We start from the raw sequence: 19,061 nt of genomic DNA on the forward strand, positions 1-19,061 counted from the left end.
TGAGTGGGCGTGGAGACAAAACCAACAATGCCTCAGTTCTGCATGCTGGTCCGCGAGACCTCTGGCTTGAGCAACTGCATCTGCTGACGGTAATCATCCGTCACCTGACGTGCCTGGCTGCTGCTGGTGATGACCCGCGGCGTGATCAGCACGATCAGCTCGGTACGGCCCTTGGATTTGGTGGTATTGCCGAACAACCATCTCAAGCCCGGGATGCGGCCCAGGTAAGGTACGGCGCTGACCGTCTCGGCATTATCCTGCTTGATCAAACCGCCCAGCAGCACGGTCTGACCGCTCTGCGCGGCCACCTGCGTGGCGACCGAGCGCGTGGAAATACGCGGATTGCCGTTGGCGTCAGTGGTGCCGCTAGTGGTGTCGGCACTGCTGACCTGCTGCTGAATGTCCATGTACACCAGCCCGCCCGGATTGATGCGCGGCACGACGTCGAGAATCACACCGGTCTGCACGTATTCGACGCTGCTCAATGTGGTGTTGGTGGAGGTGTTGGTGTTGATCGACGTCTGGCTGATCGGGATGTTGTCGCCGACCTGAATCTGCGCCTGCTGGTTATTCATCACCACCAGCGACGGTGCCGACAGGACCTGGGTGCGGCCATTGGTTTCCAGCGCACGTAAGGCGACCTGCAGGTTGTTGCTGACGAAGGAATAGAAGAACGCGTCAGTAGAAGCCAGCGCAGCCCCGCCAGTACCAATCGCACCCTGGCTGCCCGCAGTGTTGGTCACGTTGCCGGTTGTGCCCGAATTCCCCGCGAGGCGTCCCAGATACCACTGCACGCCCATGTCCAGCTCACCCGTTAGCGAGACTTCCAGAATGCGCGTCTCGATTTGTACTTGCAGCGGCGGGTTGTCGAGGCGCTTGATCGCCGACTCGATTTCCTTCCACTGCGCAGGACGGGTGCGCACCAGCAACTGGTTGCTGCTCTTCTGCGCAGTGATACGCGTGCTGGCGTCCAGAGACTTGCTGTTGCCGTTCGCTCCTCCACCCTCCTGGCTGGCCGAATCCGATTCACTGCTGCTCTGATCGTCGCCCTCGGATTCGCTGTCGCCACTGTTCTGGCTGTTGTTCATGCCCTGGCTGTTACCAAAGCCGCCGCCATTACTCATGCCACCGCCGTTGCTGCCCAGCCCGTTGGAACTGCTCATGCCGCCGACACCGCTACCGCCATTGGAGTTGAGCGATGACAAAGTGGTAGTGCGCAGCCCCGGCGCAACCTTGGCTGCCGAATCTTCCTTGATGGCACCCGACCCGTAGATCTGCCGCAGGTATTTGGCCAGATCGGTGGCTTTCATGTTGCGCACGTCGTACACGTACATCTGCGGCTCGTTACCGCCGCCTTCATCGATGGTATGAATCCACTCGCCGACTTCGCGCAGGTATTCCGGCTGTGACGAAATCGCCACCACCGAGTTGGTCCGCTCGATCGGCAGGAAACGCACCATGCCCGCCAGCGGCATGCCGCTCTCCGGGCCGAACATTTTCTGCAACTCGGGCATCAGCTCGCCGACCGAGGCACGTTGCAGGCCGAATACGCCGACCGACATGCCTTTGAGCCAGTCCACATCAAAGGTGTCGATGGTGTCCTGATAGTTGGCCAGTTCTTCGGGCGTACCCGCCAGGCTCAGTACATTGCGCGCCGGATCAACCAGCAGGAATGCGTTTTCCCGAGCGAACGGCTTGAGCAGCTTCTGCATTTCGCTCGCAGAGATGTAGCGCAACGGAAACAGCCGCGCCGACATGCCCGGCGACGGTTGCGCCACCGGCATTTCCGGCACCAGCTTGCCGGCCACGGCCTGGTTCGAGGGCAGGATTACATAGCGATTGCCCTGCTTGATCATCGCGTTGTCGGTCCAGGACAGCAACGTTTCGAGAATCGATAACGCTTGCTGCTTGTTGACCGGCTTGGAGGTCGAGAAGCTGACATCGCCCTTCACACCCTGGGCAATGCTGTAATTCTCGTGCAGCAGATCGCCCATGATGCTGTTGATCACCGCCTGAATCGGCTGATTGGTGAAATTGAAGACGATGTCACCGGTTTCGGCCGGACGCGCCGCCGGAGCAGCAGCGGGCTGGCGGATGAAACGCTGGTTGCCTCTGATGATCTGGCGCTGCGGCGAGCTCGCCGGTTGCTGTGAAGGTGGCTCGACTGGCGGTCGTTCGCTGCGCGGGTCTACCGGCGGGCGTTGTGAACCGGTTCCCTGGAGCGCTTCCTGCAGCATGCCATTGTCGGGATCGAGAGTGTCGGGCTTTGACGCGCAGCCGCCTAGGGCGACGGCGGTAGCCAGGCAAAGCAAAGGTGTGCGCAAGGTAGCGATGGCAGGAACTCCAGAAAAGGTACCCATCACAGGGTGGAATCGTTGGTTAAGGTAATCGGCGGTGTACTCGACGGCGGCGGCAGACGCAACGCGGGCAGGCGCAGCATTTGCGTGCGGCCATCGAGTTGAAAGGTAGCCTGGGTAGGCTCCAGGCGGTCCAGCGTCCAGCCGTTGGGCAGGCGATCGCCCTGACGGATCTTCAACGCCGGACCGCTGGCTTGTTTAATCAGTGCGACACGTAGCGAGCCGTCCATGATCACCCCGGTCAGGGTCAGGCCGGCCAGGCTGGTGGCCTGCGCGTCGGCTTTGCGAACAGCGACATCCGGGCTGCGGTCAGGACTGAACAGCGGGGTTTTCCAGGTATTGGCCAGGCTGTCCAGTGTCGCCGACGGCGCATTTTGGGTCTGCGCCTTCTGATCGATCGGGTTGCGCGGTGCCTGCTCCGGCAGCCAGTCGGGCGAGTGCGCAGCGCCGCTGAAAATCAGGGCGATCAGCCCCGCCAGCAGCGCGGCCAGAGCCAATAGCGACCACTCCAGCGGGCGTAAGGAACCGATCATTGCTCACCCTCCCCGGCGCTGGCCGGTTGCAGGTAGCCACGCACCAGCAGGTGCACCACCAGTTTGCCGGCGGCACCGCTGGCCGGAGCATTGGCATCGCGACGCATACTCATCTCGTCAATGAACAGAAACGGGCGCTGGTACTCCAGCGCATGCAGGATGGCCGTCAGCGGTTCGATGGCGCAGTTCAGGGTCAGGCTGACCTTGACCTGCCGATACGGCTCGGCGCTGTCCTGCTCTGGCGTGATCGGCATGCGCTGGGTCAACTCGCAGCCGCCGCCGGTGCTGGCCTGGCTGCTGATCAGGTCGGCAATGCGCTGCATCAGATCCGCCGCCACAGCACTCGGGTCTTCGCCCGGCAACAGACTGGTGCTGCTGGCCGGGTCACTACGGGCCTGTTCCAATTGCTCACGCAATGAGTCGCCCTGCTGCAAAAGGCCGGCGTAACGCTGCTGTTGTTCGCGCAACTGGTCGGTCTGCTCGCTGATATCGCGCAAGGGTCCGGCGAACCAACTGTCGATCAACAGCCAGTAAGCCAGGCATAGCACCAGGGCAAGAATCATCAGGGCCGCGCCCCGCCGCTCACGGCTTGTCAGTGGACGGCGCATCGGCGTTCTCCTGATGCTGGTTCTGGTGCAAATGCGCACGCAGTGAATACTGATCCTTGCCGGTCTTGGTGTCGGGCTGGATCACGCCCTGAAACTGCGCGTTGTCCAGACTGTGACAATCCTTGACGCGGCCAATCAGGGCACTGGCCTTGGCGCTTTGCCCGGAAAACGCGACTTCGGCGCTGTCACTGATTTCCAGATGCTCGATCCAGGTGTCCGAAGGCAGGCAAGCGGTCAATTCGCTGAGCAGCGCCGACAGCGGCGGTTGCGCAGCCTTGCGACGGATCAGGTAATTGGCTGCGCCCAGCGTGTTGGTCAATTGCTGGCGCAGCTGTTGAATCTCACCCACCTGGGCCTTCTGCGCCTGGACGCTGGCCTGCATGTCATCGAGCAGGCTCTGCCGGTCATTCAGCCACAGCAGCATGGCGCTCAGCAGCAAACCGGCACACAGCCAGAGCAGCCAGCGCTGCAAACGATGACCAGAGTGCGATTGCTGCGGGCGCAGTGGCATCGGCAACAGGTCGATGCCCATGCGCTGCCCGGCAGTACCCATGTCGGCAGTTCCCATGTCAGTGACGACATCTACCGCATCGGGACGCAAACCGCGCTCGGCGCACTCGCTGAGTATCGCGTCCAGCCGCTCGCGCAATATCGCCACCAGTGTGACCTGCACAAAACTCGCGCTGCGACTGTCCTGACGGGCCACAAAATACAACTGGCCAGCGTCGAACGGGGTGAAGCGGTCCAGCTCGTAACCGACGACGGTGGACAGATTACGCGCTGCGGCAGCTGGCAGTTGCAAGGGCTGCACCAGCACCGCCGACGCCGGTAGCAACAACACACGTCGTGCCTGAGGCGAGGCATCGGGCAGCGGCTCGACCAGCGGCCAGACGTGCGCCTGCTCCAGGGTCTCGCGGCCCAGACAGCGACGCACACGCGGCGGCAGGCAGGCGCGAAGCTCCGCGACCCACCATTGCCAACCGTGTTGCGCCGGACTGCCACGCCACTGCCGGGCGACCTGTTCGCGTAACGCGTAGACAGGCGCCAGACGTGCAGAAACTGATGAATTCATTCTTGCCAACGCAACACCCTGTAGGGCTGTGCGCCTCCCTCCGATGGGCTCAATAAAACAGTGGTTTGTAACAGGGCAGTCACACCGCCCGGTCTTTCTGCGCGGCTGTCGATGGCCAGCACTTCACCTGGATCGGCCCCGACCGCGCTTTGGTTCGGCAGGTTCAAGGCCCGTCGCAGCAACGCCGAAGCGAATGCCGGGTCGGGCCGATCCAGGCCGCTCCATAATGTTATTTCCGGCAACAGCCGGGCATACAACGCCTGACTCATGCCCGGCAGCTGGCGTACTTCCTCAACCACCCGCAACGGTGACTGACCGCCGTTGCGCTGCTCTTCCAGCACCTGGGCAATACCGCTGGCCTGATTTTTAGCCGCACCGCAAGCCTGCAATAGCCGCGATATATCCGCCACCGGCGCGCTGTTGAGGTCCAGCTTGCCGCGCTCGCTCCTGATGCTGACGAGCAACTGCGTATCATCCATCCGCAACGACACCAGACGCCCATCGGCAATCCAGCGTTTGCGCTGCGCAGGATCAAGCAAACCCTGCACAGCCATATTCATGCCAGCTTCGGCGGCCATCAGTGCCTGAGTGTTCTGGCGCAACCAGAGTGCCTGCCGGCTTTCCAGTTGCACCCACCCGGCCAGCCCGCCAAGCAGCAGGCTCAACAGCGCGAGCACCCAAAGCACCACCAGCAGCGCAACACCACGCTGCTGTCGACTGACTATATTCATTCGCCGCCCGCCCCACCGGACAGGTCCAGACGCAAAGCGACTACTTCGGGGACCCACTTCACCGCCCCGCTGGTCTTCAGGTCGATCCTTACAGCACCGGGCAAACGATTCGGCCAGGGCCATTCGGCCATCCAGCCTGTCGGCTTGCCCTTGGGGGTCAGCCCCCGATAACTGAACGTCAGTGACTCGACGTTTTGCAACAACACCTGAGGCTCACCCCACGGTTTCAGGGCAATGCCATTTGCACCAGACTGGACCTGAGCAAAAGACACTTGCAAAGACCGATGGCCTTGCGGCCCCCCAAGTTCCAGGCTGTGCACCTGTATGCCACCGCCCAGCTCACCGGGCAACGTGGCCACAAAGCGCAACTGCTGCGCCGAGCCTTCAAAAAAACCGCTGTTGACGTCGTCTTCGGCAGACGTATCCAGCGGCAGGGCCTGACCGATCGAGCTACGCAAAAACGCCTGCGCGGCGCGGACTTCGTCCAGGTTCACGGTATAACGTTCAGCCTTGAGCACCGCACGGTTGGCACCCAGCAGCGCCCCCGCAACCAACACCAGCAACACGCCCAACAGACTGATCACCAACAGTACTTCCAGCAGCGTGAAACCACGCTGGGTGCGGGTCATGATCCAGCCCCGCTGACAGCGCCGCGCAGTTTAAGCGTACTGAACTGCGCCTTGCGCTGGTGCTCGCTGAGCATCAGGTCGAGGCGAAACATCCGCGCCTCACCATTGGCACCCGACAGTTGACGGATATCCAGGGTCCAGTCGATACCTGCTAGCGTTCCCTGACGCGTACCGTTTTCCAGCGGGCCGGCACTTTCCTGATCCATAATCGTGCGTGCTGCATGGCTGATCCGGTCACTGCGCGACACCTGTTGCAGGGAGCGGGCGCTCTGCCCGAACGCAACCAGCAGAACGCCGCTGCACACTGCCATAACGGTCAATGCAGCAAGCATCTCCAGCAGGGTGAACCCCGACTGCGATGTTTTCATTAAAGCGACCGTACCTGAACGCTACCGGTCAGCCAGCCAATATCAATACGCCAGCGCCGGTCGCCGTCGGCGACAACCACGTTGCCGCCACTGGAACCGCCATCCGGGTAGAACTCCACGGACGAGCCGAGATCCGAAGCGGTCTGCATGGTCACATGCAGATTTTCAGGCCAGTGCACCTCACGCTTGCCGGGTGCCTTGAACGTCGCCTTGCGCAGATTGAACTCAGTGCGTGCAGGCTGACCGGTGACAATCGCGCGCACTCTGGTTGCCCTGAGCGCCTCGACCATGTCGCCGACCGCGCGTCGCTCACTGGCGGTACTCAAACCCTGTTGCAGACCGAAACCCACCAGACCGACGGCAATGCTCATCAACACCAGCACTACCAGCATTTCCATGAGGGTAAAACCCCGGCTTGCGACAGGCGTTCTCATGCCGAACGTTACTCCCAGTTACCCAGGTCGGCGCTGTACCCTTCGCCGCCCGGCTGACCGTCCTGGCCGTAGAAAATCAGGTCGAAGCTGCCGTGCTGGCCCGGGAAGCGGTAGCCGAACGCGTGGCCGAACGGGTCTTTAAGGTCCGAAGGCTTGGCGTAAGGGCCGTTCCAGTTCGAGGCGTTACCCGGTCTCTCGGTCAATTGCTGCAAGGTCTTGGGTGGCGAACCGACGTCCAGCGCATAGCTTTCGATCTTCATGCCCAGGCTGGCCAACTGAGCCTTGCCTGCGCCGTATTTGCCCTTGTCGACGTTGCCGCCTACCTGGCGCACGACGATGGTCGCAACAATGCCCAGCAAGACGATAACCGCGAGCATTTCCAGCAAAGTGAAACCGCCCTGTCGGCGTGCGGGTTTGAAGCGTGTGCGGCTAAAAGTCATCGGAGTGGTTTCCTCTTTCATGGATTCAGATATTGCTGGTCAGGCTCATCAGCGGCAGCATGATGGCCAGCATGATCACCGCGACCATGCCCGCCATCACCACGGTCAGCGCGGGGACCAGCGCCGCCAGCATGCGGTCGATACCCCGCTTGGCTTCGACGTCGAACACATCGGCGACCTTCATCAGCATGGTGTCCAGTTCGCCAGCCTGTTCGCCGACCTCGATCATTTGCAGCGCCAGATCCGGCAGCAGCGGTTGCGCGCCGAACGCACTGGCCAGCGTGCCGCCGCCCTTGACCGACTCGGCCGCCTGCTCCACCTGCGCTTGCAAGGCGCGATTGGTGCATACCTGGCGAGCGATCACCAGCGCCTGTAACAACGCCACTCCATTGGTCAACAGCGTGCCAAGCGTTCGAGTCAGACGCGCTGCCTCGATGCGTTGCAGCAAGGGACCGATCACCCGAATGCCAAGTATGCGACGGTCGCGGCGTTCACGGCGCTGTGGGTCGCGCATGCGAATGGCCATGCCCCAGATCAGCGCGATCAGGCCCGCCAGAACAGCCAGGCCGTAGTTGCTCAAAAATTGTCCGAGGTTGAGAATGACCTCGGTGATCAACGGAATCGGCACGCCGAGATCCTTGAAGATCGGTACGAATTGCGGCACTACATAAGCCAGCAAAAGGGCCAGCGAGCCCAGTACGCCGACCACCAGAAAGGCCGGATAGATCAGCGCGTTGACGACCTCGCCACGCAGCAGTTGGCTACGTTCCAGATAATCACTCAGTTGACGCAGCGTGCTTTCCAGCGCGCCCCCCGCTTCGCCGGCGCGAACCATGCTTATATAAAGCGGCGAAAACTGTGTGCCCTCTTCTTCCAGCGCAACGGACAATGGCTTACCGGCCTTGACCTGTTCGCGGATGCGCTCGATCAATGCCTTGGTCTGCGGTTGTCCAGGCTGTTTGAGCAGAATTCCAAGAGATCGTTCCAACGGCTGCCCGGCACCGAGCAACGTTGCGAGCTGCTGCGTGAAACTGACCAGCGCTGCCCCATTGAGCAAGCCGCTGCCCAGCGCGCGGCGCAAACCGCCCATACCGGCCGCGTCAATCTGCAAGACCATCAGACCACGCTTTTGTAGCGCGGCGATTGCAGCATCCTGATCGCGGGCTTCCAGCGTGCCGTTCTGCGGCGCGCCTTGAGCATCCAGTGCACGGTACTTGAACAGGCTCATGTGCCTTCACCTCGGGTGACGCGCAGCACTTCTTCCAGCGAAGTCACCCCGGCCACGGCCTGGCGCAGCCCCTCTTCATGCAGCGTGCGCAACCCGCCGCGTCGGGCAGCTTCTTCCAGCGTCGAAGCATCGGCGTGACGCATCAACAGACTGCGCAGCTCCTCGTTCATAACCAGCAACTCGGTGATTGCACTGCGCCCCCGGTAACCGCCGCCAGGTGCATCGGCACGCGGGCGATACAGGCGAATCGGGCGTTCATCAGTGAAGCGCTCCAGCCCGTGCTCGGCAATCAACTCCGGCGGCGCATCGAAGGCTTCCCGGGTTGCCGGATCAAGACGGCGGACCAGACGCTGGGCCAGAATGCCGTTGACCGTCGAGGCGATCAGGTAGCTTTCGACGCCCATGTCCAGCAGACGGGTAATACTCGCCGCCGCACTGTTGGTGTGCAGCGTCGAGAGCACCAGGTGACCGGTCAACGAGGACTGAATGGCGATACGGCAGGTTTCCAGGTCACGCATCTCACCGATCATGATGACATCCGGGTCCTGACGCACAATGGAGCGCAGCGCCCCGGCGAAGTCCAGGCCAATGGAAGGCTTGACCTGAATCTGATTGATGCCTTCGAGCTGATACTCGACCGGGTCTTCGACGGTGATGATCTTGCGCTCGGCGGTATTGAGCCGTGAGAGCGCAGTATAAAGAGTGGTGGTCTTGCCGGAGCCGGTCGGCCCGGTGACCAGCAGAATGCCGTGTGGACGCTCGAGCACGTCGAGAAATTCATCCAGCCGTTCGCCATCGAAACCCAGGCTGGGGAAATCGAAATTGATGGTCTGCCGGTCCAGCAAACGCATGACCACCGATTCGCCGAAGCTGGTGGGCACCGTAGACACCCGCAGGTCCAGCTCCTTGCCCTGGATGCGCAGCATGATCCGGCCATCCTGCGGCAGACGACGCTCGGCGATGTCCAGCCGCGCCATGATCTTCACCCGGGAAATAACCGCCGCCGAAGAACTGGACGGTGGCGCTTCGGCTTCATGCAGTACGCCGTCGATGCGGTAGCGCACCTTTAACTGGCTCTCGAACGGCTCGATATGAATGTCCGACGCACGCTGTTCGACCGCGCGTTGCAGAATCAGGTTGACCAGACGAATGACCGGCGCTTCGGAGGCCAGATCCTTGAGGTGCTCGATGTCTTCCAGCGAGCCGCCCTCCTCATCGAGGTTCTCGATCAGGGTGCCCATCGCCGAGCGGCCCTGTCCGTAATAGCGCTCAATAAGGGTTTCGACTTCATTGCGCGGCCCGATGGACAGCCGCACCGGCACTTCGCAGGCATAAGCGATGGCCTGGAACGGGTACAGCGTACCGGGGTTGGCGCTGAGCACTTGTAGCCCTTGATCGCTCCAGCCTACAGGCACGACTTGATAGTGGCGCATGAAGCGCTCGGTCAAAGGCGGCAAGGGGTCGAGCAGCGGCGGCACAGCGTCAGCGAGCAACAGCGGCGCCTGCAAAAGTGCAGCCCATGCGCGGGCCAGTTCAAATTCTGAAACCAGACCCAGACGAGTCAACAACCCGAGCAGCTCGGTGCCTTCAGACTCCTGCTGCAAACGTTGCGCCCGTTCCAGATCGGCCATTTTCAGACCCGCGTGCTCGGTCAGCCAGGCGCAAACCTGCGCGGCATCCGGAATGAGGAGACGGGAAACATCGACGGGAACTGGCGGCATGGATGAGGGCATTTTGCTACTTCGGAGGGACATGTTACAGCACTCTCCGACTGGAAAGTGCTGTGCTCAAAGGCTTCAAACGATCAGTTTGACTGCTTTTGAGTGGTTGCGTTCTGCGGGCGACCACCTTTTGTCGTTTCGGCCTTCTGGTTTTGCGCCTTCTGCGCTGCCTTGGCGTCCTGGGTCTGGGTCATGACCGTCGAATCGCTTGCACCGGATGTTGCATCGTCATCGGTCGCTTCAGCGGCAACTACTGCACCACTAAGGGCCAGACCCAGAACAACGCCTGCACTGATTACAGAGAATTTCATCGTAGTTAACTCCACAGAAAAAAGAAGTGAATTCTGCAAAAGGCAGAAATCGGATAAAGACCGGGCAAGAAATAGCGTACAGCACGCATCGCAACTTGCGAGCTGTCTTTCTTCGTCCTGAAAAATCTTAAACCCATCGACCAGTAGGTTTAACAAGAGTTCCTAAATTGTAAAGAAAAAATACGAAATGAAAGAAAAATACGCTTTTATTTGACATTTATGCCTTGTTTTAGGGTTAATTGTAACGGTTTTTAGATTCAAAGTGCCACCATGTGATAGCAATGTGATGGCTCACGAGAAGTAGAAAAGATAATAAATAAAACATCGAAACAGTAAGTAAACAGCCATAAGTCGCTCCCCTGTTAAGAGGGGAAAAAACGCGACAGCGGGCAACTTTTGCCCGGAGAAAAGAGTAAGCCGCAAAGGCAAATGACGACGAGTTAGTCCTTCGCACGTGCGCAGGCAACCAGTTAATTGAAACGTAGTTGGAGAGCAATATGAACAAGCGAAAGATGATAGGCGCGCACTCGGCGCTGGCCTTGCTGGCATTGGCAGTATCCCAGGTGCACGCCGCTGACCCTACCGTGCAACAAGGGCGTGAAGATCGCGCCGAAAAAGCCGCACAGAAAACCCTGGCCAAAATGACCATGGAAGAAAAGCTGGCCTACATCGGCGGCACCGGCGGCTGGGACGTCAAGCCGCTGACCAACTACGGCATTCCGCAGATCCACGGCGCTGACGGCGGTGTCGGCGTGCGCTACACCAGCGAAGGCAACGATCAGGGTGTTGTTTACCCGTCCGGTCCTAACCTGGCCGCCACCTTCAACCCACGTCGTGCCATCGACCTCGGCCGCGCGCTGGGTTATGACACTGCCGTCGGCGGCTACCAGTTCATCACTGGTCCCGGCGTCAATTTGTATCGCATGCCGTACGGCGGCCGTGCGTTCGAATACCTCTCCGGTGAAGACCCGTTCCTCGGCGCCAGCCTGGCACCAGGCGTCATCAACGGTATCCAGTCTCGTGGTGTATGGGCCAACGCCAAGCACTACGCGGCCAACGATCAGGAAAGCAACCGCTTCAATCTGAACCAGACAATGCCAGAGCGCGTTCTGCGCGAAATGTCGCTGCCTGCGTTCGAATCGTCGTCGAAAAACGGCAATGTGGCGATGATGATGTGTGCCTTCCAGAAGGTGAACGGTGATTTCGCCTGCGAAAGCGACCACCTGATCGCCCAGATCCTGAAGAAGGAATGGGGCTTCAAAGGCTTCGTACAGAGCGACTACAACGCTGTCGTTCACGGTTTTAACGCTGCCCGCGCCGGTACCGATCTGGACATGATGGGCTACCAGATGAACAGCTCCGTGCTGAAGCCGCATCTGGACGCCGGCGACCTGAGCGCTGCGACCATCGACGACAAGGTCCGCCGCATCCTCAAGCAGATCTACCTGTACAAGTTCGACAGCAAGACGCCGCTGACCACGCACAACATGAACAGCTCGACCAGCAACAAGGTTGCTCTGAACGCTGCGCGTGAAGGTATCGTCCTGCTGAAAAACCAGGACAATCTGCTGCCGCTGGACAAGCAGAAAGTCAAGAAAATCGCCGTAGTCGGCACCCTGGCCAAGTACTCGCCACCGACCGGTTTCGGCAGCGCCAACGTTATGGCCAGCCATTACGTCAGCGAATTGAGCGGCCTGCAACAAATCGCGCCTAACGCCAAGGTCGACTTCATCGAAGGCCTGTCGCTGGACCCAAGCACCAGTGCCTGGACCACCACCGACGCAACGGGCAATGAAGTTCAGGGCATGAAGGTCGAGTACTTCAGCAACACCAACTGGTCTGGTGATGCAGCGGTCACCCGCACCGAGAAGCATGTTGACCTGGACTGGGCCAACGACAAAAACCTGCCGTTCGAAAGCAACACGTCGACGTCCGATCCGTACACCAGCAAAGGTTCGACTGCTGGCGAACTGAACGGCGATACATCGTCGACATCAATTCGCTACACCGGCAAGGTCACCCCGACCCAGAGCGGCGAGCAGGTGTTCAAGGTGCGTGCCGACGGCGCCGTGCGTCTGTGGGTCAACGGCAAGAAAATCATCGACAACGGTGACGGCAAGCCGCTTCCGGGCAACAGCATTCCGCCAACCATTCCAGAGTTCGCCAAGATCAATCTGGAAGCAGGCAAGTCTTACGACGTGAAGCTCGAGTACTCGCGTCGTGCCGGCTACCTGTCGACCATGGGCGGCCTGGTAGGTGTGCAGTTGAGCTCCGCTTCGCTGAACGCTCCTCAGGACCTGTCCGGTTATGACGCCGTCGTGGTTGCCGTGGGTAACAGCAACGAATACGAAGGTGAAGGTTTCGACCACAGCTTCGATCTGCCTGAGTTCCAGAACGAGCTGATCCAGAACATCGCCAAGGTCAACCCCAATACCGTGGTGACCATGTATGGCGGTACGGGTCTGAAGATGAGCGACTGGATCGAACAGGTTCCAGCAGCGCTGCACGCTTTCTACCCAGGTCAGAACGGTGGTCAGGCCCTGGCCGAGATCCTGTTCGGCAAGGTCAACCCGTCGGGCAAGTTGCCGATCAGTATCGAACGCAACATCGAAGACAACCCGGCTTACGCTTCCTTCCCGAAATTCGACAATCAGAACACTCTGACCGAAATGGATTACAAGGATGACCTGCTGCTGGGTTATCGCGGATACGAGAAGAAAGGCATCAAGCCGCTCTACCCGTTCGGCTACGGTCTGTCGTACACCACGTTCGGCTACAGCAACATCAAGGTCACGCCAGGTGTCGCGGTCGGCAATACGCCGATCAAGGTGTCCTTCGACCTGAGCAACACCGGCAAGGTCGGTGGTTCGGAAGTCGCTCAGCTGTACGTTGGCCAGCAGAACCCGAAAGTCGAGCGTCCGATCAAGGAACTCAAAGGCTACAAGAAGGTGTTCCTCAAGCCGGGTGAAAGCAAGCGTGTGACCATCGAGTTGAATGACCGCTCGCTGGCCTACTTTGACGAGAAGAGCAAGCAGTGGGTGGTCGATGCCGACACCTTCAACATCTCGCTCGGTTCGTCGTCGCAGGACATCCGCCTGAACGCCAAGCTGGTCAACTCGTTCCGTCAGGAACTGTCGACCACCACCAGCAACCCGCTGCCACGCTCCGCTCTGAACTCGGTTCTGGTCGAGAAACCACCGGTCAAGACCGGTGGTGTATTCAAGCAGACCGTCGAGTAAGCGTTAGCTGACTGAAGGGTAAACGGACAAATAAAGGCTCAGGGACGAGCCCTTACCGCTGCATCGACCTGCGCAATGTAGGTATCGAAACACTCGACCAGGTCCACCTGATCGGGAAAGCGTAACCACTGAATCTGCAAGCCATCCATCATCGCCAGAATCTGCCGGATGATCTTGTCCAGATCCACATCCGCACGCACTTCCCCGCGCTCCACCAAACCTGCAAACTGTCCCATCAAGTTCGCGTGAATACGCTCGTAGCGCGTCTGGAACCATTCAAAGGCAGGCTGGTTTTCCAGCAGACTTTCCGCATTGAGAATCGAAAAGGCACGCACCACGCCGGGCGCTGTGGCGTTGGAACGGTTGATAGCGCGCAGGCCGCCGAGCAGGCCGGTCAACGTGTTGTCTGTGCGCACCTCGGCAGCAATGCGGCTATTGACCTCATCGCGGCGGTCCAGCACGCCCATCAATAGCGAGATCTTGCTGGGAAAATGGTGCAGCAGCCCGGCGACGGAAATACCGACGATGGCCGCTACCTTAGCCACCGAAGCGCCGGTATAGCCCTCAAGGGAAAACACTTGCAAGGCCGCATCAAGCAGCTCTTTGCGGCGTTTTTCACCCTTTGGCGCGCGCCTGTGTCGGGTGACTGCCGTGCCCGTTTCCGTGGGGTCATGCAGAGTCATATCAGGCTCCTTCTTGAACAGCCGCGTACCCTAACCATTCAGGCGACTACTGGCAACGCTATTGAAGCGGATTGTTGGACAATTTCATTTTTCGCAGCCATTCAGATTCAACACAATTGCCACTGCAATCAACACCAGGCTGATCGCCAGCGACAACCACAGCAGACCGCTGTCGCCCTGCCCTTCACGCACCCACGCAAAAAACCACGGAGCGCCAGCTGACAGCAGAAAGGCAGGAGCCAGTAATCGGCCCTGCAGGTGTACGTAATGCGAATGTGCAAACAGCTCAAAGGGTAGATTCGCCCTCAGCAATGTGGCCAGCCCGTTCATCGCGCCATAACCGAACAGGAACATGCAGGCCAGCAGGGTATGGCCCTGACTGAGCAGCCCCAAGGTGAAACACAGCACCATTCCGGCAGCGACCCAGACATTCAGGCGCAGTGCAGGCATCGACTGCGCCAGCAAAGCCTGCGCCAGACGCGCGCAGGTCTGACCGATGCCCCACAGCGCTGCCAGCACGACCGGCACACCCAAACCAGCCAGCAACGCGGGTAAATGGGCAGACAGACCGGCTGACAGGAACGCGATCAGGGACATGCTCAGGGCGTAGCCGAACTGAGGTATCCAGGCCGTGGTGTCAGCGGGCGCAGGCACGGCCGGCACGGCGTTCAAGACCGGCAACCGGGAGTCCGGCAGGCCGCTGACCAATAACCCGCTGAGCAATGCCAGGCAGCCATAGAGCGCAACCGCACTACGCCAGCCCAACGCATTCAACAAGCCGTGGCCCAGCGGCCAGAACAACGCCGATGCCAGCCCGCCCAACAAGGTGATCTGCACCATCAGCGCCCGCGAGCGTGCACCGAACAGCGCTGCCAGGGCAGCAAACAGCGCATCGTAAAGTGACAAACGCATGCCGACGCCCAGCCCTGCCCAGCCAAAAAACCACGACTGAGGTGTCTCGCACACAGCCAGCATGCAGCAGCCAAGCGCGTTGAGCCCGGCCCCGTATTGCAATACCTGCCGTGCACCGAGACGCTGGAGCAAACGCGCACTAAAGATCGAAACCAGGCCCATGATCAACAGTGCGACTGACAGCCCGGAAAAGACCTGCTGGCCGCTCCAGCCCAGATCATCGGCAATCGCATTGCCGAAAGCCCCCGGCAGATAAAACGTCACACCCCAACTGATCAGTTGCGCGAGCCCCAGTTTGACTACCGCCAGCCTGGACAGATCAGCGCGGTCCACGTCAGTCAGGCCCGCTCGGAAGGTGCACTGCCCGAGCCGTCGCCGAGCATGCGCTGCATCAGCACGGTGTCCACCCAGCGACCGTGCTTGAAGCCGACTGACTCGAATACCCCGACACGGCGAAAACCCAGGCGCTCGTGCAGACGCAGCGACGCGATATTCTCGCTATTGCCGATCACCGCGACCATCTGCCGCCACCCGCCCTGCTCGCAGCGCTGTACCAGCTCGCCAAGCAATGCCAGACCGATGCCCCGCCCGCCCATACCGTCCCGTATATAAACCGAGTCTTCTACGGTAAAGCGGTAAGCAGGACGCGGACGATAGGGTGTGGCGTAGCCATAGCCGACCACCTCCCCGGCGAGCTCGGCCACCAGATATGGCAGGCCGTTGACGAGCACCTGCGCACGGCGCTGCAACAGCTCGGCGACACTCGGCGGATCGAGTTCGAAACTGGAAATGCCATGCAGCACATGGTCGGCATAAATCGCCTGTACGGCAGGCATGTCTTGATCACACGCATCACGCAGGATAAAGGTCGGGGTCATATGGGGCTCTGGGCAAATGTCGTTGGATGAGCGCAATCATGCCGCTCACCACACCGTTAAAAAAGCTATGATTTATCATTCACAGCATAAGAAATACTTTGCCATGCGCCGACTCAACCTGAATCACTTGCACACCTTCTCGCTGGTCATAGCGCACGGCAGCTTCTCCGCAGCGGCCGAGCGACTGCACCTGACCCAGCCTGCGGTAAGCCTGCAAGTTCGGCAGCTGGAAGACCAGTTGAACCTGAAATTGATCGAGCGCGTAGGCAAGCGGCTCAAGCCCACCTCGGCAGGCACTACGCTGCTGGAGCATATTGCGCGCATTGATGCGGTGGTCGAGGATGCCCTGCTGGAGTTGTCCAGTCACGCCAGCGGCGTTGCCGGGCAGGTTGCGATCGGCACTGGCGCAACCGCCTGCATTCATCTGCTGCCGCCCATGCTGCAGGCCTTGCGCCGCCGCTTTGCACAACTGGATGTGCGGGTCAGCACTGGCAACACGGACGGCATTCTCAAGGCGGTGGAGGAAAACCGTCTGGACCTCGCGCTGGTGACGCTGCCCGCCTCGGGTCGCAGCCTGCATATCACCCCGCTGCTTGAGGATGAGTTCGTGGTGATCTTCGCCAGCAGCCAGCAGTCGATTGCCGCTGAAATGACTCCGGAGCACCTCAGCGAACTACCCCTGGTGGTCTTCGAAGCAGGCAGCAGTACCCGGCTGCTGATCAATGAATGGTTCCTGCAGGCCGGAATCCGGGTAAAGCCGGTCATGGAACTGGGCAGCATCGAGGCCATCAAGGAAATGGTCGCGGCGGGCCTGGGCTACAGTATCGTTCCGCGCATGGCGGTTGCTGCGGCCCATCATCGCCGCGGCTTGCAGGTGCTGCCGCTGGTGCCAGGGTTGAGCCGCACACTGGGAATTGCGTTGCGCCAGGACAAACCGGTCAGCAAGGCATTGCGCCAGGTGCTGGATGCGCTGCACAAACTCAACGCTACACCCCCTTAAAAGTCACAAAGGCGCGCCACGATAGAAGCCTGATTGCGCCCATGCATTATAAAGAGCAGCAACGCTTGACCTGACAAATCAGGGCGACAGTTGCATCAGCAGCGAATCAAGTTGTACGATGACTGCCCACTGGTTTTAGAAAAATGATTGCTGGCCTGCTTTTACACGCCACATCACTGACAATCTGTAAAGCAACTCGGCAACCCATAAGGAGCGCCGGTCCGGATACCTTCCATACCGACCTCCAACCTCAAAACAACAGGAGATACCGATGCCTAACATTCTCGGCCAGAACTTCATCGCTGGCGGCCGCAGCGCTCTGGGCCAAAGCCTGCAAAAAAGTCTGGATGCCACAACAGGCGAAGAACTGCCTTACAGCTTCCATCAGGCTACCGACGGCGAAATCGACGCTGCCGCCCTCGCCGCCAAGGCTGCCTTTCCAGAATTCCGTCAACTGAGCCCGGCCCGCCGCGCCGATTTCCTTGACGCCATTGCCGATGAACTGGATCAGCTGGGTGATGATTTCGTCGCCATCGTCTGCCAGGAAACCGCCCTGCCCCAGGCACGTATTCAGGGTGAGCGCGGTCGTACCAGCGGCCAGATGCGCCTGTTTGCCAAGGTTCTGCGTCGCGGTGATTTCGTCGGTGCACGCATCGACCTGGCCCTGCCGGACCGCAAGCCGCTGCCACGCGTCGACCTGCGCCAGTATCGCATCGGCGTGGGCCCGGTTGCCGTGTTCGGCGCGAGCAACTTCCCGCTGGCGTTTTCCACTGCTGGCGGTGACACCGCTGCGGCACTGGCTGCCGGTTGCCCGGTGGTGTTCAAGGCGCACAGTGGCCACATGGCGACTGCCGATCTGGTGGCCAGCGCTATCATCCGCGCCGCAGAACGCACTCAAATGCCGAAAGGCGTATTCAACATGATCTTCGGCAACGGCGTTGGTGAAGGTCTGGTCAAACACCCGGCTATCCAGGCCGTCGGTTTCACCGGCTCGCTGAACGGCGGCAACGCTCTTTGCAAAATGGCCGCCGAGCGTCCACAGCCGATTCCGGTGTTTGCCGAGATGTCCAGCATCAACCCGGTAGTGTTGCTGCCAGGTGCCCTGCAGGCACGCGGCGAAACCGTGGCCAAAGAGCTTGCCGGTTCGGTGGTGATGGGTGCCGGTCAGTTCTGCACCAACCCCGGTGTGGTCATCGGCCTGCGCTCCCCGGCGTTTTCCAAGTTCGTCGAGCAACTGACCGAACAGATGGGCAGTCAGGCGCCGCAGACAATGCTCAACGCGGGTGGTCTGCGCAGCTACAGCAAAGGCGTCGAGCATTTGCTGTCGCATCCGGGCGTAACGCATCTGGCTGGCAAGCCGCAGGAAGGCAAACAGGCGCAGGCCCAGTTGTTCAAGGCTGACGTCAGTCTGCTGTTGAACGGCGACCAGTTGTTGCAGGAAGAAGTCTTCGGCCCGACCACGCTGATAATCGAGGTCGCTGACGATGCGCAGTTGAAAGACGCGCTGCAAGCCTTGCGTGGCCAGTTGACCGCGACTGTGATCGGCGAACCTGCAGACCTGAGCCAATACAATTGGCTGCAACCGATACTGGAAGAGAAAGTCGGCCGTATTCTGTTCAACGGCTACCCGACTGGTGTTGAGGTCTGTGAAGCCATGGTGCATGGCGGCCCGTACCCGGCAACCTCGGATGCACGTGGCACGTCGGTTGGCACTCTGGCCATCGACCGCTTCCTGCGCCCGGTCTGCTATCAGAACCTGGCCGACAGCCAGTTGCCGCCTGCATTGCAGAATGCCAACCCGCTGGGTCTGCGTCGCTTGGTCAACGGTGAATGGAGCGATCAGCCTCTCGTGTAACGACCATCGCTTGACTCGTAAAAAAAGCAGCGCGACCTGATGAGGGTCGCGCTTTTTTTTGA

Annotated in this window: 18 protein-coding genes; 3 read left to right on the forward strand and 15 right to left on the reverse strand. The window is 60.3% G+C overall.

Going from position 1 to position 19,061, the window contains the following annotated elements; genetic code table 11:
• Nucleotides 1–32: 32 nt before the first annotated feature.
• The 12 genes from gspD to AO068_RS28735 form a co-directional block, all read right to left on the reverse strand.
• The gene (gene gspD, locus AO068_RS04740) at nucleotides 33–2,360 is read right to left on the reverse strand and encodes a type II secretion system secretin GspD (protein ID WP_058407789.1); all 2,328 of its coding nucleotides are present in this window, start codon (nucleotides 2,358–2,360) and stop codon (nucleotides 33–35) included.
• Entirely contained in the window at nucleotides 2,360–2,890 is a 531-nt protein-coding gene (locus AO068_RS04745; protein WP_057402616.1) for a type II secretion system protein N, read from the reverse strand. Before AO068_RS04745 ends, gspD begins: the two co-directional genes overlap by 1 nt.
• Entirely contained in the window at nucleotides 2,887–3,498 is a 612-nt protein-coding gene (gene gspM / locus AO068_RS04750) for a type II secretion system protein GspM (RefSeq protein WP_002553957.1), read from the reverse strand. Before gspM ends, AO068_RS04745 begins: the two co-directional genes overlap by 4 nt.
• On the reverse strand, nucleotides 3,473–4,570 hold the full coding sequence (locus AO068_RS04755) for a type II secretion system protein GspL (protein WP_058407790.1): 1,098 nt from the start codon (nucleotides 4,568–4,570) through the stop codon (nucleotides 3,473–3,475). Before AO068_RS04755 ends, gspM begins: the two co-directional genes overlap by 26 nt.
• Nucleotides 4,567–5,301: a general secretion pathway protein GspK gene (locus AO068_RS04760; protein ID WP_058400418.1), complete on the reverse strand. Its 735-nt coding sequence runs from the start codon at nucleotides 5,299–5,301 to the stop codon at nucleotides 4,567–4,569. The genes AO068_RS04755 and AO068_RS04760 overlap by 4 nt, the downstream gene beginning before the upstream one ends.
• A complete protein-coding gene (locus AO068_RS04765) occupies nucleotides 5,298–5,930 on the reverse strand; it encodes a prepilin-type N-terminal cleavage/methylation domain-containing protein (protein WP_002553960.1) in 633 nt (210 codons plus the stop codon). Before AO068_RS04765 ends, AO068_RS04760 begins: the two co-directional genes overlap by 4 nt.
• A complete protein-coding gene (locus AO068_RS04770; protein ID WP_002553961.1) occupies nucleotides 5,927–6,298 on the reverse strand; it encodes a type II secretion system protein in 372 nt (123 codons plus the stop codon). The genes AO068_RS04765 and AO068_RS04770 overlap by 4 nt, the downstream gene beginning before the upstream one ends.
• Nucleotides 6,298–6,732 carry a prepilin-type N-terminal cleavage/methylation domain-containing protein gene (locus AO068_RS04775; protein WP_002553962.1) on the reverse strand — a complete coding sequence of 145 codons (435 nt, stop codon included), beginning with the start codon at nucleotides 6,730–6,732 and terminating at the stop codon, nucleotides 6,298–6,300. Before AO068_RS04775 ends, AO068_RS04770 begins: the two co-directional genes overlap by 1 nt.
• 8 nt (nucleotides 6,733–6,740) lie before the next feature.
• Entirely contained in the window at nucleotides 6,741–7,172 is a 432-nt protein-coding gene (gene gspG, locus AO068_RS04780; RefSeq protein ID WP_002553963.1) for a type II secretion system major pseudopilin GspG, read from the reverse strand.
• Nucleotides 7,173–7,197: 25 nt separating this feature from the next.
• Complete coding sequence (gene gspF, locus AO068_RS04785) at nucleotides 7,198–8,400, reverse strand: type II secretion system inner membrane protein GspF (protein ID WP_058400417.1); 1,203 nt, start codon at nucleotides 8,398–8,400, stop codon at nucleotides 7,198–7,200.
• Nucleotides 8,397–10,121 (reverse strand): type II secretion system ATPase GspE, encoded by a 1,725-nt coding sequence (gspE, locus tag AO068_RS04790; RefSeq protein ID WP_004665672.1) that lies wholly within the window; start codon nucleotides 10,119–10,121, stop codon nucleotides 8,397–8,399. Before gspE ends, gspF begins: the two co-directional genes overlap by 4 nt.
• 83 nt (nucleotides 10,122–10,204) lie before the next feature.
• Entirely contained in the window at nucleotides 10,205–10,432 is a 228-nt protein-coding gene (locus AO068_RS28735; RefSeq protein ID WP_058407791.1) for a hypothetical protein, read from the reverse strand.
• 497 nt (nucleotides 10,433–10,929) lie between these two features.
• Here AO068_RS28735 and AO068_RS04800 point away from each other — a divergent pair, with 497 nt between their 5' ends.
• The gene (locus tag AO068_RS04800; protein ID WP_042931063.1) at nucleotides 10,930–13,671 is read left to right on the forward strand and encodes a beta-glucosidase; all 2,742 of its coding nucleotides are present in this window, start codon (nucleotides 10,930–10,932) and stop codon (nucleotides 13,669–13,671) included.
• Between the two features lie 38 nt (nucleotides 13,672–13,709).
• On the opposite strand, the gene AO068_RS04805 is transcribed toward AO068_RS04800, so the two are convergent.
• The 3 genes from AO068_RS04805 to AO068_RS04815 all read right to left on the reverse strand — a co-directional run bounded on the left by AO068_RS04805 (nucleotide 13,710) and on the right by AO068_RS04815 (nucleotide 16,144).
• A complete protein-coding gene (locus AO068_RS04805) occupies nucleotides 13,710–14,354 on the reverse strand; it encodes a TetR/AcrR family transcriptional regulator (protein ID WP_058407792.1) in 645 nt (214 codons plus the stop codon).
• Between the two features lie 84 nt (nucleotides 14,355–14,438).
• Nucleotides 14,439–15,599: an MFS transporter gene (locus AO068_RS04810; RefSeq protein WP_058407793.1), complete on the reverse strand. Its 1,161-nt coding sequence runs from the start codon at nucleotides 15,597–15,599 to the stop codon at nucleotides 14,439–14,441.
• A gap of 5 nt (nucleotides 15,600–15,604) precedes the next feature.
• Nucleotides 15,605–16,144, reverse strand: coding sequence for a GNAT family N-acetyltransferase (locus AO068_RS04815; protein ID WP_005780062.1), 540 nt, complete (start codon nucleotides 16,142–16,144; stop codon nucleotides 15,605–15,607).
• Nucleotides 16,145–16,247: 103 nt separating this feature from the next.
• On the opposite strand from AO068_RS04815, the gene AO068_RS04820 reads away from it, so the two are divergent.
• A complete protein-coding gene (locus AO068_RS04820) occupies nucleotides 16,248–17,144 on the forward strand; it encodes a LysR family transcriptional regulator (protein WP_058407819.1) in 897 nt (298 codons plus the stop codon).
• 271 nt (nucleotides 17,145–17,415) lie between these two features.
• The gene (locus AO068_RS04825; RefSeq protein WP_058400412.1) at nucleotides 17,416–18,999 is read left to right on the forward strand and encodes an aldehyde dehydrogenase (NADP(+)); all 1,584 of its coding nucleotides are present in this window, start codon (nucleotides 17,416–17,418) and stop codon (nucleotides 18,997–18,999) included.
• The last annotated feature ends 62 nt before the right edge of the window (nucleotides 19,000–19,061 follow it).

It is taken from the genome of Pseudomonas sp. ICMP 3272 (assembly GCF_001466905.1).
Taxonomy (GTDB): domain Bacteria; phylum Pseudomonadota; class Gammaproteobacteria; order Pseudomonadales; family Pseudomonadaceae; genus Aquipseudomonas; species Aquipseudomonas amygdali.

Excerpts from the sequence above, each read along its gene's own strand:
- gspD (WP_058407789.1), bottom strand. The coding sequence starts at position 2,360 with ATGGGTACCTTTTCTGGAGTTCCTGCCATCGCTACCTTGCGCACACCT.
- AO068_RS04745 (WP_057402616.1), bottom strand. The coding sequence starts at position 2,890 with ATGATCGGTTCCTTACGCCCGCTGGAGTGGTCGCTATTGGCTCTGGCC.
- gspM (WP_002553957.1), bottom strand. The coding sequence starts at position 3,498 with ATGCGCCGTCCACTGACAAGCCGTGAGCGGCGGGGCGCGGCCCTGATG.
- AO068_RS04755 (WP_058407790.1), bottom strand. The coding sequence starts at position 4,570 with ATGAATTCATCAGTTTCTGCACGTCTGGCGCCTGTCTACGCGTTACGC.
- AO068_RS04760 (WP_058400418.1), bottom strand. The coding sequence starts at position 5,301 with ATGAATATAGTCAGTCGACAGCAGCGTGGTGTTGCGCTGCTGGTGGTG.
- AO068_RS04765 (WP_002553960.1), bottom strand. The coding sequence starts at position 5,930 with ATGACCCGCACCCAGCGTGGTTTCACGCTGCTGGAAGTACTGTTGGTG.
- AO068_RS04770 (WP_002553961.1), bottom strand. The coding sequence starts at position 6,298 with ATGAAAACATCGCAGTCGGGGTTCACCCTGCTGGAGATGCTTGCTGCA.
- AO068_RS04775 (WP_002553962.1), bottom strand. The coding sequence starts at position 6,732 with ATGAGAACGCCTGTCGCAAGCCGGGGTTTTACCCTCATGGAAATGCTG.
- gspG (WP_002553963.1), bottom strand. The coding sequence starts at position 7,172 with ATGACTTTTAGCCGCACACGCTTCAAACCCGCACGCCGACAGGGCGGT.
- gspF (WP_058400417.1), bottom strand. The coding sequence starts at position 8,400 with ATGAGCCTGTTCAAGTACCGTGCACTGGATGCTCAAGGCGCGCCGCAG.
- gspE (WP_004665672.1), bottom strand. The coding sequence starts at position 10,121 with ATGCCGCCAGTTCCCGTCGATGTTTCCCGTCTCCTCATTCCGGATGCC.
- AO068_RS28735 (WP_058407791.1), bottom strand. The coding sequence starts at position 10,432 with ATGAAATTCTCTGTAATCAGTGCAGGCGTTGTTCTGGGTCTGGCCCTT.
- AO068_RS04800 (WP_042931063.1), top strand. The coding sequence starts at position 10,930 with ATGAACAAGCGAAAGATGATAGGCGCGCACTCGGCGCTGGCCTTGCTG.
- AO068_RS04805 (WP_058407792.1), bottom strand. The coding sequence starts at position 14,354 with ATGACTCTGCATGACCCCACGGAAACGGGCACGGCAGTCACCCGACAC.
- AO068_RS04815 (WP_005780062.1), bottom strand. The coding sequence starts at position 16,144 with ATGACCCCGACCTTTATCCTGCGTGATGCGTGTGATCAAGACATGCCT.
- AO068_RS04820 (WP_058407819.1), top strand. The coding sequence starts at position 16,248 with ATGCGCCGACTCAACCTGAATCACTTGCACACCTTCTCGCTGGTCATA.
- AO068_RS04825 (WP_058400412.1), top strand. The coding sequence starts at position 17,416 with ATGCCTAACATTCTCGGCCAGAACTTCATCGCTGGCGGCCGCAGCGCT.